Origin of the sequence: Mesorhizobium sp. SEMIA396 (assembly GCF_024518615.1) — a bacterium.
Taxonomy (GTDB): domain Bacteria; phylum Pseudomonadota; class Alphaproteobacteria; order Rhizobiales; family Rhizobiaceae; genus Mesorhizobium.
This window is the reverse complement of record NZ_JANIFC010000012.1, coordinates 1-15,384: the sequence shown is the minus strand read 5'-3', so window position 1 is coordinate 15,384 and position 15,384 is coordinate 1. Positions and strand designations below refer to the sequence as shown.

At 62.6% G+C, this 15,384-nt stretch carries 15 protein-coding genes; 11 read left to right on the top strand and 4 right to left on the bottom strand.

All coding sequences use genetic code 11. The features are described from left to right. Positions 1 to 5: 5 nt before the first annotated feature. On the top strand, positions 6 to 857 hold the full coding sequence (locus tag NP503_RS25575) for a thermonuclease family protein (RefSeq protein ID WP_348627432.1): 852 nt from the start codon (positions 6 to 8) through the stop codon (positions 855 to 857). Here the strand turns inward: NP503_RS25575 and NP503_RS25570 are convergent. After that, positions 823 to 2,469, bottom strand: coding sequence for a lysine--tRNA ligase (locus NP503_RS25570; protein WP_127270068.1), 1,647 nt, complete (start codon positions 2,467 to 2,469; stop codon positions 823 to 825). The genes NP503_RS25575 and NP503_RS25570 overlap by 35 nt on opposite strands. Before the next feature lie 162 nt (positions 2,470 to 2,631). Between NP503_RS25570 and NP503_RS25565 the strand changes: the two genes are divergently transcribed. Continuing rightward, positions 2,632 to 3,039 carry a tellurite resistance TerB family protein gene (locus NP503_RS25565; RefSeq protein WP_256755010.1) on the top strand — a complete coding sequence of 136 codons (408 nt, stop codon included), beginning with the start codon at positions 2,632 to 2,634 and terminating at the stop codon, positions 3,037 to 3,039. Positions 3,040 to 3,098: 59 nt separating this feature from the next. Here NP503_RS25565 and NP503_RS25560 read toward each other — a convergent pair whose 3' ends face one another. Then, the gene (locus tag NP503_RS25560) at positions 3,099 to 3,947 is read right to left on the bottom strand and encodes a transporter substrate-binding domain-containing protein (RefSeq protein WP_127267151.1); all 849 of its coding nucleotides are present in this window, start codon (positions 3,945 to 3,947) and stop codon (positions 3,099 to 3,101) included. Positions 3,948 to 4,195: 248 nt separating this feature from the next. Between NP503_RS25560 and NP503_RS25555 the strand changes: the two genes are divergently transcribed. From NP503_RS25555 to NP503_RS25545, 3 genes are all read left to right on the top strand, one after another. Beyond that, positions 4,196 to 4,927 (top strand): LuxR family transcriptional regulator, encoded by a 732-nt coding sequence (locus NP503_RS25555; protein WP_127267150.1) that lies wholly within the window; start codon positions 4,196 to 4,198, stop codon positions 4,925 to 4,927. A 96-nt stretch (positions 4,928 to 5,023) separates the two neighbouring features. Then, positions 5,024 to 5,662, top strand: coding sequence for an acyl-homoserine-lactone synthase (locus tag NP503_RS25550; RefSeq protein ID WP_013533650.1), 639 nt, complete (start codon positions 5,024 to 5,026; stop codon positions 5,660 to 5,662). A gap of 14 nt (positions 5,663 to 5,676) precedes the next feature. Continuing rightward, positions 5,677 to 6,426, top strand: a complete 750-nt coding sequence (locus NP503_RS25545; RefSeq protein WP_013533649.1) for an enoyl-CoA hydratase-related protein — start codon at positions 5,677 to 5,679, stop codon at positions 6,424 to 6,426. Positions 6,427 to 6,479: 53 nt separating this feature from the next. Here the strand turns inward: NP503_RS25545 and ppk2 are convergent, their stop codons facing one another. Then, entirely contained in the window at positions 6,480 to 7,388 is a 909-nt protein-coding gene (ppk2, locus tag NP503_RS25540) for a polyphosphate kinase 2 (protein WP_127267149.1), read from the bottom strand. 221 nt (positions 7,389 to 7,609) lie between these two features. On the opposite strand from ppk2, the gene NP503_RS25535 reads away from it, so the two are divergent. The 3 genes from NP503_RS25535 to NP503_RS25525 all read left to right on the top strand — a co-directional run bounded on the left by NP503_RS25535 (position 7,610) and on the right by NP503_RS25525 (position 10,814). Then, positions 7,610 to 8,875: an ATP-binding protein gene (locus NP503_RS25535; RefSeq protein WP_127267148.1), complete on the top strand. Its 1,266-nt coding sequence runs from the start codon at positions 7,610 to 7,612 to the stop codon at positions 8,873 to 8,875. A gap of 113 nt (positions 8,876 to 8,988) precedes the next feature. Continuing rightward, entirely contained in the window at positions 8,989 to 9,714 is a 726-nt protein-coding gene (phoU, locus tag NP503_RS25530; protein ID WP_013533646.1) for a phosphate signaling complex protein PhoU, read from the top strand. Between the two features lie 89 nt (positions 9,715 to 9,803). Beyond that, positions 9,804 to 10,814, top strand: a complete 1,011-nt coding sequence (locus NP503_RS25525) for a magnesium and cobalt transport protein CorA (protein WP_127267147.1) — start codon at positions 9,804 to 9,806, stop codon at positions 10,812 to 10,814. Positions 10,815 to 10,980: 166 nt separating this feature from the next. Here the strand turns inward: NP503_RS25525 and NP503_RS25520 are convergent, their stop codons facing one another. Continuing rightward, entirely contained in the window at positions 10,981 to 11,499 is a 519-nt protein-coding gene (locus NP503_RS25520; protein ID WP_127267146.1) for a GcrA family cell cycle regulator, read from the bottom strand. A gap of 358 nt (positions 11,500 to 11,857) precedes the next feature. Here NP503_RS25520 and NP503_RS25515 point away from each other — a divergent pair, with 358 nt between their 5' ends. The 3 genes from NP503_RS25515 to NP503_RS25505 all read left to right on the top strand — a co-directional run bounded on the left by NP503_RS25515 (position 11,858) and on the right by NP503_RS25505 (position 15,128). Next, positions 11,858 to 13,057 carry an aspartate aminotransferase family protein gene (locus tag NP503_RS25515; RefSeq protein WP_127267145.1) on the top strand — a complete coding sequence of 400 codons (1,200 nt, stop codon included), beginning with the start codon at positions 11,858 to 11,860 and terminating at the stop codon, positions 13,055 to 13,057. Positions 13,058 to 13,074: 17 nt separating this feature from the next. Next, entirely contained in the window at positions 13,075 to 13,986 is a 912-nt protein-coding gene (gene argF / locus NP503_RS25510) for an ornithine carbamoyltransferase (RefSeq protein ID WP_127267144.1), read from the top strand. 110 nt (positions 13,987 to 14,096) lie between these two features. Beyond that, positions 14,097 to 15,128: an Hsp33 family molecular chaperone gene (locus NP503_RS25505; RefSeq protein ID WP_127267143.1), complete on the top strand. Its 1,032-nt coding sequence runs from the start codon at positions 14,097 to 14,099 to the stop codon at positions 15,126 to 15,128. Positions 15,129 to 15,384 lie beyond the last annotated feature (256 nt).

The following is a 15,384-nucleotide window of genomic DNA, read 5'->3' as shown; positions in this document are numbered from 1 at the left end:
AGCTGGTGCGGCTCCTTCGTCATGCCCTGGCGGTTCTGATGGTCCCGGTGATGGCGGCCATGGTCGTCGCCGGCGGTCGCACGTTGAAAGGGAGTGAAAGCGTCATCACGGTGGACCAGCTTGATCCGGGCGCCGATACGATGGCGCAGCAGGCTGCCGGGACGGTGCCGCAGGAGCCGGCCACATCGGCCATAGCAGCCCCGCAGCCGCCAAAGCCGGCGCTGCATTCGAGGGCGATCGATCCCCAAATTGTCGCGCCACCGGAACTGCCCGCCGAGGGGCTTGAACGGGTCGAGCCGCGCGAGCCGTTGAGCAAACTCGCGCTGGCTGTGCCGCCCAAGCCGAAAATGCCCGACGATTGGAACGGCACCAAGCTGTTCCAGCCGGTTGCGCCGGCCGCCGGCCTGATCGAGGCGAAGGGTTACTCGGTCGCGGTTTCCGGCATCGATATCGTCAGGCAGGATGAGACCTGCAGCGAGGACGGCAAGCCCTGGCCGTGCGGTGTCCGGGCGCGGACGGCGTTCCGCGCCTTCCTGCGCGGCCGCGCGGTGGTCTGCACGGTGCCGCCGCAGGGCGGCCGCGACCTGATCGCCGCCGAATGCCGGATCGGCAATCAGGATATCGGCCAATGGCTGGTCGACAACGGCTGGGCGCGCGCCGCCAAGGGCGGACCCTATGTCGAAGCCGGCGACAAGGCGCGCACGGCGAAGAAGGGCATTTTCGGATCGGCGCCCGATCTGTCCGGCATGCCGGCGATGCCGGCCGCGCCACGCCCGGCCCCTCAGGCGCCGGGTTCGATCCTGGAAGAGGTCGACGGCGTGCTCAAGCCAGCTGACCAGCCAGCGCCCGCTCAATGAGCGCACGTGTCTCGGCCACGCCGTAGAGCGCTGCGAACGAGCCGAAGCGCGGGCCGCGCTCCTGGCCGATCAGCACCTGATAGATCATCTGGAAGAAGGCGCCCGATACGCCGGGGCCGCCTTCCGGGCTCTGCTTGGAATGATCCTGGTAGCGCTCGATCCTGCGCGCGACGTTGAGCGAGGCGTTCTGGATCGCTTCGCCATTGGCGTCCGCCGGCAGCGCCCCAAGCGCTTCGTCGAGGGCTGCCAGCGCCTCGCGCTCGACCTCGTCGGCGGGCCGGAAGGTTTTCGTCGGCTTCACGAAATCGTCGAAATAGCGGATCGCATGGCCGACCAGCCGGTCGAGCTCGGGATGCGTCGTTGGCGTCACGCCTTGCGTATGACGTGAAATGAACCCCCACAGCACATCCTTGTTCTGCGCGTTGGAGGCGCTGACCAGATTGAGCAGCAGCGAGAACGGCACCGGCATGTCGATCGCGGGCGGGTTGCCATCATGCATATGCCAGACCGGATTGCCCAGCCGTTCCTTCCAGTCCTGCCGGGGATAAGCGGCAAGGAACGTATAGTATTCGTCCACGGCCCGCGGGATGACGTCGAAATACAGCTTCTTGGCCTGCCGCGGCCGCTGGTACATGTAGAGCCCGAGGCTTTCGGTCGGCGCATAGGTCAGCCAATCGTCGATGGTCAGCCCGTTGCCCTTCGACTTCGAGATCTTCTGGCCGTTCTCGTCGAGGAACAGTTCGTAGACGAAATGCTCCGGCGCCCGTCCGCCCAGAATGTTGCAGATACGGTCATAGACCACCGCATTGGTCTGGTGGTCCTTGCCGAACATTTCGAAATCGACGCCAAGCGCTGCCCAGCGCATGCCGAAATCCGGCTTCCACTGCAGCTTCACGCGGCCGCCGGTGATCGAAAGCGTGGTCTCGGTGCCCTCGTCGTCGAAGGTGATGGTGCCGGCCTCGGCGTCGACATGCTTCATCGGCACGTAAAGCACCCGGCCGCTCTTCGGCGAGATCGGCAGGAACGGGCTGTAGGTCGCCTGCCGCTCGGGTCCGAGCGTCGGCAGCATCACCGCCATGATCTGCTCATAGCGTTCGGCGGCGCGCTTGAGCATCGCATCGAAACGGCCGGACTTGTAGTATTGCGTCGCGCTGGCGAACTCGTAGTCGAAGCCGAACGTGTCGAGGAAGCGGCAAAGCATCGCGTTGTTGTGGTCGGCGAAGCTCGCATAGTCGCCGCCGAAGGGGTTGGGGACCGACGACAGCGGCTTGTGCAGATGAGGCTCGAGTGCGGCGCGGTCCGGCACGCTGTCGGGTATCTTGCGCATGCCGTCCATATCGTCGGAAAAGCACAGCAGCTTGGTCGCGACCTTATCCTGCGTCAGGACGCGGAAAGCATGGCGCACCATCGACGTCCGCGCCACTTCGCCGAACGTGCCGATATGCGGCAGGCCGGACGGCCCGTAGCCGGTCTCGAACAGGATTGTTTGCGGGAAGTCGGCGCCTTTGTAGCGCTCGATGATCTTTTTGGCCTCTTCGAAGGGCCACGCCTTGCTTTCGGTCGCGGCCGCCAACAGTTCGGGGTTGAGATCGATGATGTTTGATCCCGCCATGTCACAGTTTCCAAATCATTTGCCGGCCCGAAGGCGGGCCGCGGCAAGGTTTTCAACCGGTCTCTAGGCGTGCAGCGCCGGAGCGTCAACGCGTGCGGCGCTTTTTCCTTGCGGTGCAGAACGGGCGTTCCTAACTTCGAGGCCCGGTTCAAGGAGAAAAAATTGCCGACACCTCATGAAGCCCTGATCTATCTGATGGTCATCACCTCGGCCTCGGACCGCGACATGACCGATGTCGAACTGGCGCGGATCGGCGAGGTCGTCCGCTCCTGGCCGGTGTTCGAGGACTTCAACCGCGACAGGCTGGTCGGCGTTGCCCAGGACTGCCAGAAGCGCCTGCACGAAAAGGACGGGCTGGAGGGTGTGCTGGCTGAAGTCGCCGAGGTCTTGCCTGAGCGGCTGCGCGACACCGCCTATGCCGCCGCCTTCGAGGTTGCCGCCGTCGACCTCGAAATGCGCATGGAAGAGGTGCGGGTGCTGCAGCTGATCCGGCGTCAGCTCGATCTCGACACGCTGACGGTTGCTGCCATCGGCCGCGCGGCCAAGGCGCGGCTGCGCACGCTGACCTGAGTTCTTGGCCGGGCGCTGTTGAGGTTCAGGTCAGGCCGGCAAAGCCGACCGGAACCGGATCAGAAAAAGCTGACCGGGAAATAGCGCAGATAAAATTCGGCGAACGTGCCTTTCATCGAAATCTCCTGCAGCGCGTAATCGATCGCGGCGGCCAGCGCCGGATTGTCCGCTTTGGTGGCAATGGCCATGCCCGAGCCCAGATATTCAGGCGCCAGATAGGGCCCGCCGGCAAAGCGGCAGCAGCCCGCCGCGTCCGAGCCGCCCAGCCAGAAGGCCAGGCGCATGCCGTCGCCGAAGGCGGCGTCGACCTTGCCGGCCTTGAGATCGGCATAGAGGTCCTCCGGCCTGTCGAAAGGGACGACCTGAACCGTGTTGAAATAGTCGCGCAGCATGCGTTCATGCGCCGAGCCTGATATTACGCCGACACGCTTGCCGTGCAATTTGTCAAAGATGGGCTCGGTCAGCGCCTTGCCTTTCGGCATGATGAAGCGCGCTGGAAACTGCAGATAGGAGCGTGAGAAGGCGTAGGTCGCGCGCGATTCCGGTGTTGCGGCGATGCCGGCGATGATCGCCTCGCCTTCGCCTTTCCGCAGTGCGCCTTCCAGCTCGGCCCAGGGCAGGGCCTGGATCTGGCATTTTTCGACAATGCCAAGCTCGGCGCAGATGGCGCGTGCCAGATCGATATGGAAGCCGGACAGCTTTCCCGCGCCGTCAAGGAAGTTGAAGGGCGGGAAGTCCGTGGTGGTCAGGAACCTCAGCCGGGGCAGCGTCGAAAGGTCTGGCTTGGGCAGCCGCTCCTTGGCATCCCACAGCACCGGAACCTGAGGCGCCGCGGCGCGCGCGCCGTCGGCGAACGACAGCAAGCCGATCAGCATCGCAAGGGCGAAGGACCTCCACCGGAACGCCAAGATAAAACTCCGCCACAGTCGTGCTCGCACCGGTTTTGGTACGAAAATGGTACAGGCACAATGGTTTTTGATTTCAACCCGCCGATTTCAGGATATGATTTAGCCGGTTTGCAAATCAGCTTCGGCCGCCTCGGTGAGGGAAGCCACAAAATAAGTATGCGATTTGCAATCCGTGGTCGGTGGCGAAGTGTAAATCAGGCACGCATCATTGGCCGCAATGCACGAGGCAACATGGGGTTGATGTTGCGATGGGTCAGTTCGATCGCACGCTGGAATACATAGACCAACTGCAGCACGCCGCAACGGCGGCGGCGGTCTGTGAAAGGCTGCTGGGCATAACATCGGATTTCGGCCTCACCGCGCTGATGGCGGGAACCGTACCGCAGCCAGGCACGCCGGCCGGCCAGCAAAAGCAGCATGTGCTTCTCTGCGATTGGCCGGGCGAATGGCTGGAGCGCTATGTCGCGCGCAACTATGTCGATCATGACCCGGTCGTCAGCCATATGAAACAGTTGCAGGCGCCCTTCCAGTGGCACGAGGCGTCGCAGGGCATCCGCATAGACAAGAGCAGCGGCGAGGTGATGGGCGATGCCGGCGCCTTCAAACTGCGTGATGGATTGGCCTTTCCGTTGATCACGCTTGACGGCCAGATCGTCATGGTGTCGCTCGGCGGCGAGGCTGTGGAATTGTCCGCCGCCGAATTTGGCCAGGTGTCGCTGGTCTCGACCTATGCGGTTGGCCGCGCCATGCAACTCCACACCATGGCGAGCAACACCATCGATCATATCGTGCTGACGCCGCGCGAGCGCGAATGCCTGCAATGGGCCGCCGTCGGCAAGTCCGAATGGGAGATTTCGCAAATCCTCGGCATTTCCGAACACACGTCGGAGAAACATCTTCTTAACGCCAAAAGCAAACTAGGTGCCGTCAACAGGGTGCAGGCCGTCGCGGAAGCGATACGGCGCGGCTACATTAGTTAGGTCGGCCGTGCCGACCTGGAATTTTTGCCTACGCGATCACGCAATTTTCTCATCAAAGCACGGCCGTATCTTCCTCTGAACGCAGGAGACGGCGGAATGCTTTTTTCCCTTACAACCCAGGAATTGATGGAACGTCCCGACCTTTGGGAGGCCGTCCATCGTTTGCGCTACAAGATATTCGTCGAAGAGATGGGGTGGGATGACCTCAGGCGGCCCGACGGGCTCGAACTCGACCAGTTCGATCACGACGAGGCGGTCCATCAGATCGTCATCAGAGGCGGTGAAGTGGCGGGTTATCAGAGGATGTTGCCGACGACGCGCCCACATCTGCTGACCGAGGTCTTGACCGATCTTTCCGAAGGAACGCCGCCATCGGGTCCAAACATCTGGGAATTGACCCGCTACGCGGTGGCTCCCGGTTTTCGTGACGGCCGTCGCGGCGTTTCGACCGTCGGCACCGAACTGATTGCCGGTTTCGTCGAGTGGGGGCTGAAGCGCGGCGTCGACAAGGTGATCATCGAGTTCGAGCCGATGTGGGTGCTGCGCGCCTTGCAGCTGCATTTCCTGGCGACCCCGCTGGGCTATCAGCGCACCTATGGCAACCAGCAGGTCGTCGCCACCTTGCTGACCTTCAACGAACACACACTCGATGTGGTGCGGTCGCGCCGCAATCATTTTGCTCCCGTGCTGGCCAGGGGATATCCCGACATGCTCGGGCAAAGGCGTGCGTCATGAGATCGGAGACAGCCATGAGCACACACCCGCAACCTGAACTTCGCAACCACACGCTGGTCGTCACCGTGTCGTCGAGTGACGGCCGGCCGGTGCTGGACAGGAGAGCCTATGAAAGCCTGGCAAGGACCTTCCATGAAGCCGCCGACAATGAGGAGGTTCGCGTCGTCGTGCTGCGCGGCCTGGCAGGCTGTTTCTGTCTGGGCGGCGACTTCTCCGAATTCCTCGACGCCACCAAGCACCAGAAACTGATTGCCGCCGTCACCGACCTGTTCCGCACGCTGGCGACGTTTCCCAAGCCCATCCTTGCCTGCGTTGACGGCGATGCCGTCGGTGTCGGCTGCACCATCCTGTTCCATTGCGACATGGTGATCGCGTCCGATGAGAGCACGTTCAGGGTGCCGTTCGTCGATTTCGGCCTGGTGCCGGACGCGGCGACCAGCATCCTGGCGCCGCAGAAGCTCGGCTATGCCGGTGCCTTCCGCTTCTTCTGCCTCGGCGACACGCTTCGCGCCGAGGACGCCAGGGCGCTCGGCCTCGTCGCCGAGATCGTGCCGGGCGGCACCGTCGAGGAAGCGGCGCTCGGCCGGGCGAGACAGCTTGTCAAGAAGCCGGTCGCAGCCCTGCTGCAGACGCGCGGCCTGCTGAAAGGGAACACCGAGGCCCTCTGCGACCGCATCGATCAGGAGATTTCGCTTTTCCAGCAGGCGCTGCAGGACGACACCACGCTGCGGCGATTGCAACGCATCGCCCGGCTCGCGGCCTGAGCGAAAGCCTCAAGGAACGCGCCGCGCGGCCAAGGCCGCGCGGCGCGGAAGCGTCAATCCTGCTTGCCGAGGAATGACGGCCCTTCGCCGATGATCTTCTTGTCTTCCTTGCCGATGATTTCGAGATCGCGCCCCTCATAGGGCAGAGACGACAGGATGCGCCGCATGATCGCCAGCCGCGCGCGCCGCTTGTCATTGGCCCGTACGATGATCCACGGCGCGAATTCCTTGTGGGTGCGCTCGAACATGGTGTCGCGCACCTTGGTGTAGTCGTCCCACTTGGTGATGCCTGCAACGTCGATGGGCGAAAATTTCCAGCTCTTCAGCGGGCTGTAGCGACGGTCATGGAAGCGCTCGAGCTGCGTTTCCCGGCCGATGTTCAGCCAGAATTTGAAGAAGTGGATGCCCTCGTTGGAGATCATCCGCTCGAAATGCGGCGTCTCCTCAAGAAACTGCTCGTGCTGCTGCGGGGTGCAGAAACCCATCACCGGCTCGACACCGGCGCGGTTGTACCAGGAACGGTCGAAGGTGACGAATTCGCCTGAAGTCGGGAAGTGGTCGACATAGCGCTGGTAGTACCATTGCCCAAGCTCGGTCGGGGTCGGCTTGGTCAGCGCCACGTTGCGTGCCGTGCGCGGATTGAGGTACTGGCGCACCACGAAGATCGTGCCGCCCTTGCCTGCAGCATCGCGACCTTCGAACAGCGCCATCACCCGTTTGCCGGTCGACTGCAGCCAGGCCTGCGCCTTGACCAGCTCGATCTGCAGCTTCTCGAGCATCTCGTCATACTCGTCGCTTTTCATCTTCTTGTCGTAGGGATAGCCGCCAGCGGTCAGCTTGTTGTCCTCGACCCAGTCGGGAAGCACGGGATTTTCGATGTCGAACTCCCTCTCCTTGCCGCCGATCCTGATCTTCAGCGGCCCCGCAGTTGGCGCGGCGGGACTTTCTTTGGCTTTTTTCATCGAGACGAACCCTTTCCAGCTTCCGGACTCATGCTATGGGGAGCCACTATAGCGCCGCGCGTCCGTTTGGATGCGCAAAGGACGCTGTAGCACTTTTAATTTGCGCATGATCCTTTCCGAAAATCGATCCCGATTTTCGGGTCATGCGGCAAGCGGTCTAGTGGAAGTTTTCCGCCACCGTGCGACCGGGTGCGAAGACATGGGGGCAGGTCCACGAGCGAATGGCTGACCTGGACACAGAGCAGAGAGGCATGACGCAAACCATGGCCGCACGGCTGTGGAATAGCCGCTGGCTGCTTGCGGCCGGCGTCGTTGCGGTTCTCGCTGTTTATGCCTTGGCCGGGATTTCAGCCTATGTCGTCCCCGCGGCGCTGCTGTTGCTGCTTGCAGCGGCAATACTGCCGACCGCCGGCGCGCGCCAATCCACCGGCAGCGGCGCTGCCATCGAGGCCATCGGCCTGCAGCGGCTCTCGGGTGAATATCTGGCCGCCGCCGTCGCCGATCCGCTGATCATCTTCGACCGGACCGCCACCATCGTCCATGCCAACGCCGCCGCCTTCGCCGCCTTCGGCGGCATCGCGCCAGGCATGTCGCTGTCGTTGAAATTCCGGGCGCCGGAGATGCAAACCCTGCTGGATGGAGTACTATCTGGTGATATCGCCTCCGATGTCGTCGACTACATGGAGAAACTGCCGGTCGAACGGGCCTACCGGGTGAGTGTGTCCTCGGTCGGTCACGCCACCGATCTCTATGTGCTGGTGTTCAAGGACCAGAGCGAAGCACGCCGGATCGACCGCATGCGCGCCGATTTCATTGCCAATGCCAGCCATGAACTGCGCACGCCGCTCGCCTCAATCGCCGGCTTTATCGAAACGCTGCGCGGGCCAGCCCGCAACGACGCGGCGGCGCGCGACCAGTTTCTGCAGATCATGCAGAGCCAGACCGGTCGCATGGCGCGTCTGATCGACGATTTGTTGTCGCTGTCGCGGCTCGAGATGAAACCCTATCTGAAGCCGGGAACCGAGGTGGATCTGCGGCAGACAGTCGACAGCGTTATCGACTCGCTCGGACCGCTGGCCAGCGAAAACGCCGTCGCCATCGAGCGGCACTACGCCGATGGGCCGCTTCATGTGCCTGGCGATCGCGATGAGCTTTTCCAGGTTTTCGAGAACCTCCTGGAAAACGCCTGCAAATACGGGCAGTCGGGTGGGCGGGTGGTTGTATCCATAGCCCATAGCGATGCCGGATCAGAGCCGGGCATCGACGTGACGATCAGGGACTTTGGCCCTGGCATTCCCGAGGAGCACATTCCGCGCATTACCGAGCGCTTCTACCGCGTCGACGTCGAGACCAGCCGGACCCAGAAGGGTACCGGCCTCGGCCTGTCGATCGTCAAGCATATACTGACGCGCCACAACGCCCGGCTTTCGATCAAGTCCGAAGTCGGCAACGGCGCGGCATTCTCGGTTCATTTGCCGACTCACTGATATCGCCCTAATTCAAAGGGACTGTTTCTTTTTTCTGTCATCCGGCTAGCGTATCAGCGGGGATTCGAGGAAACGACTCAAAATCAAAACACCCCGTGGGAAGGCATTTTGCCATGCAGTCCGTGCACATCGTCAGCGCTTATGACGAGGAGTTGAAATATCTGTCGAAGCGCATCGCCGCGATGGGAGGTCATGCCGAGCGCATGGTCGAACAGGCGGTCACCGCTCTCGTCAATGCCGACCCAGGCCTTGCCCAGAAGGTCATCCGCGACGATACCGTACTGGACGAGGGCCAGCGCGAAATCGACGACAAGGCCATCATCATCATTGCCAAGCGTCAGCCGATGGCGGCGGATTTGCGCGAGATCGTCGGGACCATTCGCATCTCCGCCGACCTCGAACGGGTTGGCGATCTCGCCAAGAACGTTGCCAAGCGGGTGGTCGCCGTCACCGACGGACGCCAGCCGACCAGCCTGTTCCGCGGCCTCGAGGCCCTGTCCAACCTGGCGTTGACCCAGCTCAAGGAAGTGCTCGACGTCTACGCGTCTCGCTCGGTGGAGAAAATCGGCTTCGTGCGCGATCGTGACGACCAGATCGACGCCATGTACACATCGCTGTTTCGCGAATTGCTGACCTACATGATGGAAGATCCGCGCAACATCACGCCCTGTACGCATCTGCTGTTTTGCGCCAAGAACATCGAGCGTATCGGTGATCACGCCACCAACATCGCTGAGACCATCTATTACATCGTCACCGGCGATCAGTTGCCGGCTGAGCGGCCCAAGGGTGACAAGACCGACAAAATCAGTCTTTCCGAGACGCAGCCGGTGAAGTGAACGCGCCTCTCGAACCGTCACCCGATTTACGCTAAGCTTTCTGGGCTTTGCCTCTATCCTCGCCCGTGGATTTGCTCCGGGAGGTCGTGATGGAAAATGCTCGGAACCTGACCCCGGCGCCTGGGCCGATATCCGGCATTATCGCTTGCGGCGTCTACACGGCGGGGCGCCGCATCGCCGACATTCCCATCGAGGAAGCCGGCGAATGGGCAAAGAAATCCGGTCATGTCGTCTGGATCGGCCTTTTGGAGCCCGACCGTAACCTGTTGCTGCGCGTCCAGGCGCAGTTTCACCTGCATGAGTTGGCGATCGAGGATGCCGAGCACCCGCACCAGCGGCCGAAGATCGAGCAATATGGCGACGCCTTGTTCATCGTCGCCCGCACGGCGCAGTTGATCGACGGTCGGGTCACTTTCGGCGAGACCCATTTGTTCGTCGGCTCAGGCTACATCGTCAGCGTCAGGCACGGTCCCTCGACGTCCTATGCCGCCGTTCGTCAGCACTGGGAAAGCTGCCCGCACTCGCTGGCCAAGGGTGAGGATTTCGTCCTCTATGCCATTCTCGATTTCATCGTCGACAATTACATGCCGGTGCTCGAGCAGATCGAGGACGAAGTCGAGGCGATCGAGGACAAGGTTCTGCTGAAGCCGATGACCGCTCCCGACATCGAACGGCTCTATATGCTGCGCCGCGATCTCCTGCGCCTGCGCAATGCCGCGCTTCCGCTGGTCGAAGTCTGCCGACGGCTGACCAGCGCCGAGCTGCCGCAGATACATACCGCCATGCACCCGCTGTTCCGCGACGTGACCGACCACATCCGCACCGTCCAGGAGAAGATCGACAGCCTGCGCGAAGTGCTGGCGTTCGCTTTCGAGGCCAGCCTCCTAGTCGGCCAGAGTCAGGAAACGGCGAACACCAAGAAACTCGCCTCATGGGCCGCCATCCTGGCGGTGCCGACGGCGCTCGCAGGCATCTACGGCATGAACTTCGACAGTATGCCGGAACTGAAGATGGAGTACGGCTACCCGGTGGTGCTGACCGCGATCGCGGTGATCTGCACGTTCCTCTACTGGCGGTTCAGGAAGAACGGTTGGCTGTGAAAGAGAGCGAATAGCGAATAGGGAGTAGCGAATAGCGAACACAAAAACGGCTTGCTTCCTGTGACGGAAGGCAAGCCGTTTCTATTCGCTATTCGCTATTCGCTATTCGCTATTCGCTATTCGCTATTCGCTATTCGCTATTCGCTATTCGCTATTCGCTATTCGCTCAGCGACTCCGCCGCCGCTCCGATGCCGGCTGGAACGCCACGCGGGCGTGGTATTTGCAGTAGGGTCCGGTTTCGGCGGCTTCGTTGCCGCAGAAATGGAAGTCCTCTGAAAGCGGGTCACCGTTCGGCCATTTGCAGGTGCGCTCGGTCAGTTCGACCAGCTGCAGATGCCGCGAGATCGGCAGCACGACATTCTCAACCGGACGGATGTAATGGCGTGCCACGGGTTCGGCGTCGAACTGCGTCTGCAAGGCGGTCGCGCCGATCGATGTCGTGACATGGCGTGCCGTGGTTGCAGCGCGTGATACCGATTTCTGGACGGTCGATCCTTGCGCTGCCTTCTTCTGGCGTGCCGGTGTGGCGGTCGAGCGTCCGCGGCCCGACAGTTTCAGCCGATGCACCTTCCCGATGACCGCGTTGCGGCTGACCCCTCCAAGCTGCGCAGCAATCTGGCTTGCGCTCAGACCCTCCGACCACAGTTTTCTCAAGAGTTCTACCCGCTCGTCAGTCCAGTTCATGAGACCGCGCTCCTCTAAGCGTGCGGCAATCGGAATCCTTCTCCCGACCCGGCAACATTTGCCGGGGCAGACACCACATATATCTGGTGATTAGGTCCGCCGCACGAAATCTAGTTATTTCTCGACTACAACTACTCTATGCGCTGACTCGGTGACAAGAGTCCCAAGTGCAACACGAATCGGTTTTTTCGGTTTTCCCCAACTTGCCCGGTCGCTGATGAGCCGGCGTCCCGTCGGGAGGCTTGCCGCGCGCCACTACGCGACGTTTTCGTTGACTTCATGGCCGAAAAACAGGATAAGCCGCACAGGCCGCCGCTTTGGCGGCTTTTTTGATTTTCCGGTACCGGAGACGCATATAATGAGCGGTTCGGCGCTTTACGAGACCTTTGCTCGCGCACCCTTGGCCTTCGACCACGGGGAAGGCACATGGCTGATTACCGACAAGGGCGAGCGATATCTCGACTTTGCCGGCGGCATCGCCGTCAATTCGCTGGGCCACAGTCATCCGCATCTGGTCGCCGCACTCACCGAGCAGGCCGCCAAGCTGTGGCATGTCTCCAACCTATACGAGATCCCCGGGCAGAACCGGCTTGGCGAGCGGCTGGCCGACGCCACCTTCGCCGACAAGGTGTTCTTCACCAATTCCGGCGCCGAGGCGCTGGAATGCGCGATCAAGACGGCGCGCCGCTACCAGTTCGTCAACGGACACCCCGAGCGCTTCCGCGTCATCACCTTCGAAGGCGCCTTCCATGGCCGCACGCTGGCGACCATCGCGGCCGGCGGCCAGTACAAATATCTCGAGGGCTTCGGCCCCAAGGTCGAAGGTTTCGATCAGGTCGGTTTCGACGACATCGACGCCGCCGAAAAGGCGATCACGCCGGAGACGGCCGCCATCCTGATCGAGCCGGTGCAGGGCGAGGGCGGTATCCGCCCGGTGCCGACGCAATCGCTGAAGCGGCTCAGGCAATTGTGCGAACAGCACGGCCTGCTGTTGATCTTCGACGAGGTCCAGTGCGGCATCGGCCGTACCGGCAAGCTGTTCGCGCATGAATGGTCAGGGGTTACGCCAGACATCATGGCGATCGCCAAGGGTATTGGCGGCGGTTTCCCGATGGGCGCCTGCCTCGCCACGGATGAAGCGGCCGTGGGCATGACCGCTGGCGTGCATGGCACCACGTTCGGCGGCAACCCGCTGGCCATGGCGGTCGGCAACGCCGTGCTCGATGTCGTGCTGGAAGACGGCTTCCTCGAAGATGTCCAACGCAAGGCGCTGCTGATGAAGCAGGGGCTGGCGTCGGTCGCCGACGAGTTTCCCGAAATCATCGAGGACATCAGGGGTGCCGGGCTGATGCTCGGCCTCAAATGCGCCATGCCCAACACCAAGGTGAACATGGCCTTGCGCGACCAGAACCTGCTGGCGGTTCCGGCCGGCGACAACGTCATTCGCCTGTTGCCGCCGCTCACCGTCACCGACGCCGAGATCCATGAGGCGCTCAACCGCATCCGCGCCGGCGCCAAGGGCCTGGCGGAGGCGATCGCTTCCGCCGCGGCGAAGTAATCCCGGAACCATTGCTGATGTCAGTTCGCCATTTCACCGATCTTTCCACCGTTTCCGAAGGCGATCTGCGCTTGATGCTGGACGATGCGGTGGTGCGAAAGGCGCGCCTCAAGGCCGGCGAGCGCACCAAACCGCTTGAAGGCAAGGTGCTGGCAATGATCTTCGACAAGCCGTCGACGCGCACGCGCGTCTCCTTCGACGTCGGCATGCGGCAGCTCGGCGGCGAGACCATCATGCTGACCGGCACCGAGATGCAACTCGGCCGCTCCGAGACCATTGCCGACACGGCCAAGGTGCTGTCGCGCTATGTCGATGCGATCATGATCCGCACCACCTCGCATGAGCGCCTGCTGGAATTGACCGAGAACGCCACCGTGCCGGTGATCAACGGATTGACCGACGACACCCATCCCTGCCAGCTGATGGCCGATATCATGACCTTCGAGGAACATCGCGGTCCGGTCGCCGGCAAGACCATCGCCTGGACCGGCGACGGCAACAATGTGCTGCATTCCTTGCTTGAGGCCTCGGCCCGGTTCCGCTTCAACCTCAACGTCGCCGTGCCTGAGGGCAGCGAACCGGCGCAGAAGCATATCGACTGGTCGCGGGCACATGGCGGCAAGCTGCACTTCACCCGCTCGCCCGAGGAAGCCGTCGATCAGGCCGACTGCATCGTCACGGATTGTTGGGTCTCGATGGGTCAGGAGCATCGCGCCCGCGGCCACAACGTGTTCTCGCCCTATCAGGTCAACGCCAAGCTGATGGCCAAGGCCAAGCCGGACGCGCTGTTCATGCATTGCCTGCCGGCGCATCGTGGCGAGGAAGTGACGGACGAGGTCATCGACGGGCCGCATTCGGTGGTCTTCGACGAGGCCGAGAACCGGCTCCATGCCCAGAAGGCCGTGCTTGCCTGGTGTCTCGGCGCTTGAAGTGTCTCGGCGCTTGATCCCCGGGAGCTTGATCTGCGGGGGTGTGATGCCTATTTGCGCCGCATCACGCAAATCAAGCGCGTTTCGACGCATGCGCCCCGGAGGGCGGCATGGCCGCGCCCTGGAGCTTTGTCATGTTGGAAACCTATCAAGTGACTGAACATCACCCCAAACTCGGCGAATTTGGCTATGCCGGCGACGATCATGTCGTGCCGTTCGAGGTCGGCCCGCTCGATGTGCGGGGCCGCACCGTCCAACTCGGGCCGATGCTCGACGCCATCCTCAGCCGCCACGATTATCCCGAGCCGGTCGCCCGCCTGCTGGCGGAGGCCTGTGTGCTGACCGTGCTGCTCGGCACCTCGCTGAAGTTCGAGGGCAAGTTCATCCTGCAGACCCGCACCGACGGGCCTGTCGACATGCTGGTCGCGGATTTTTCCACGCCCTCGGCATTGCGCGCCTATGCGCGTTTTGACGCCGACCGGCTGGAAGCGCTGGTCGCGGCCGGCGAAACCTCGCAGCAGACCCTGCTCGGCAGCGGCGTGCTGGCGCTGACCATCGACCAGGGTGCTCACACGCAGCGCTATCAGGGTATCGTCCAGCTCGACGGCGAGACGCTGGAAGATGCGGCACGCACCTATTTTCGCCAGTCGGAACAGATCCCGACCGATCTCAGGCTGTCGGTGGCCAAGCTTTTGACGCCCGGTCCTGGCGGTGCCCGCGAGCAGTGGCGCGCCGGTGGTATCCTGGCGCAGTTCCTGCCGCAGTCGCCCGAGCGCATGCGCGTGCCGGATCTGCCGGGTGGCGATGGCGATCCGCGCGAGGAGATCCACGACCCGGTCGACAATTCCTGGCAGGAGTTGCTGGCGCTGCTCGGCACGATCGAGCCGACCGAACTGATCGACCCGACAATCGGTGCCGAGCGGCTGCTTTACAGGCTGTTCCACGAGCATGGCGTGCGCGTCTTCGGCGGCGTCCCGGTCGCCGACCAGTGCTCGTGCTCCAAGGACAAGATCCGCGGCATCCTCGAGGGTTTTTCCGCGCAGGAGATCAAGGACAGCACCGAGGATGGTGGCATCCACGTCGCCTGCGAATTCTGCTCGAAGCAATATGACTTCGACCCGGCGGAATTCGCGGCGCAGTAGCAGGGTTTTTCCTTCTCCCCGTTTACGGGGAGAAGGTGCCCGAAGGGCGGATGAGGGGCAGCGCAGACGGCGGCGACTGGCCGCACGTACTCAATCGTACGCCGTTGTGCACGCAATATATCCGAGAGTCCGGCGCCGCCCCTTGTATCTGCACGAGATGATTATGTGCGATGGAAGCGATTGAGCCTCGGGCCGGATGGCCATCCGGCCCGAGGCTTGGCGAAGTCGCCCGCTGCCCCTCCGGCTACAACCGTCA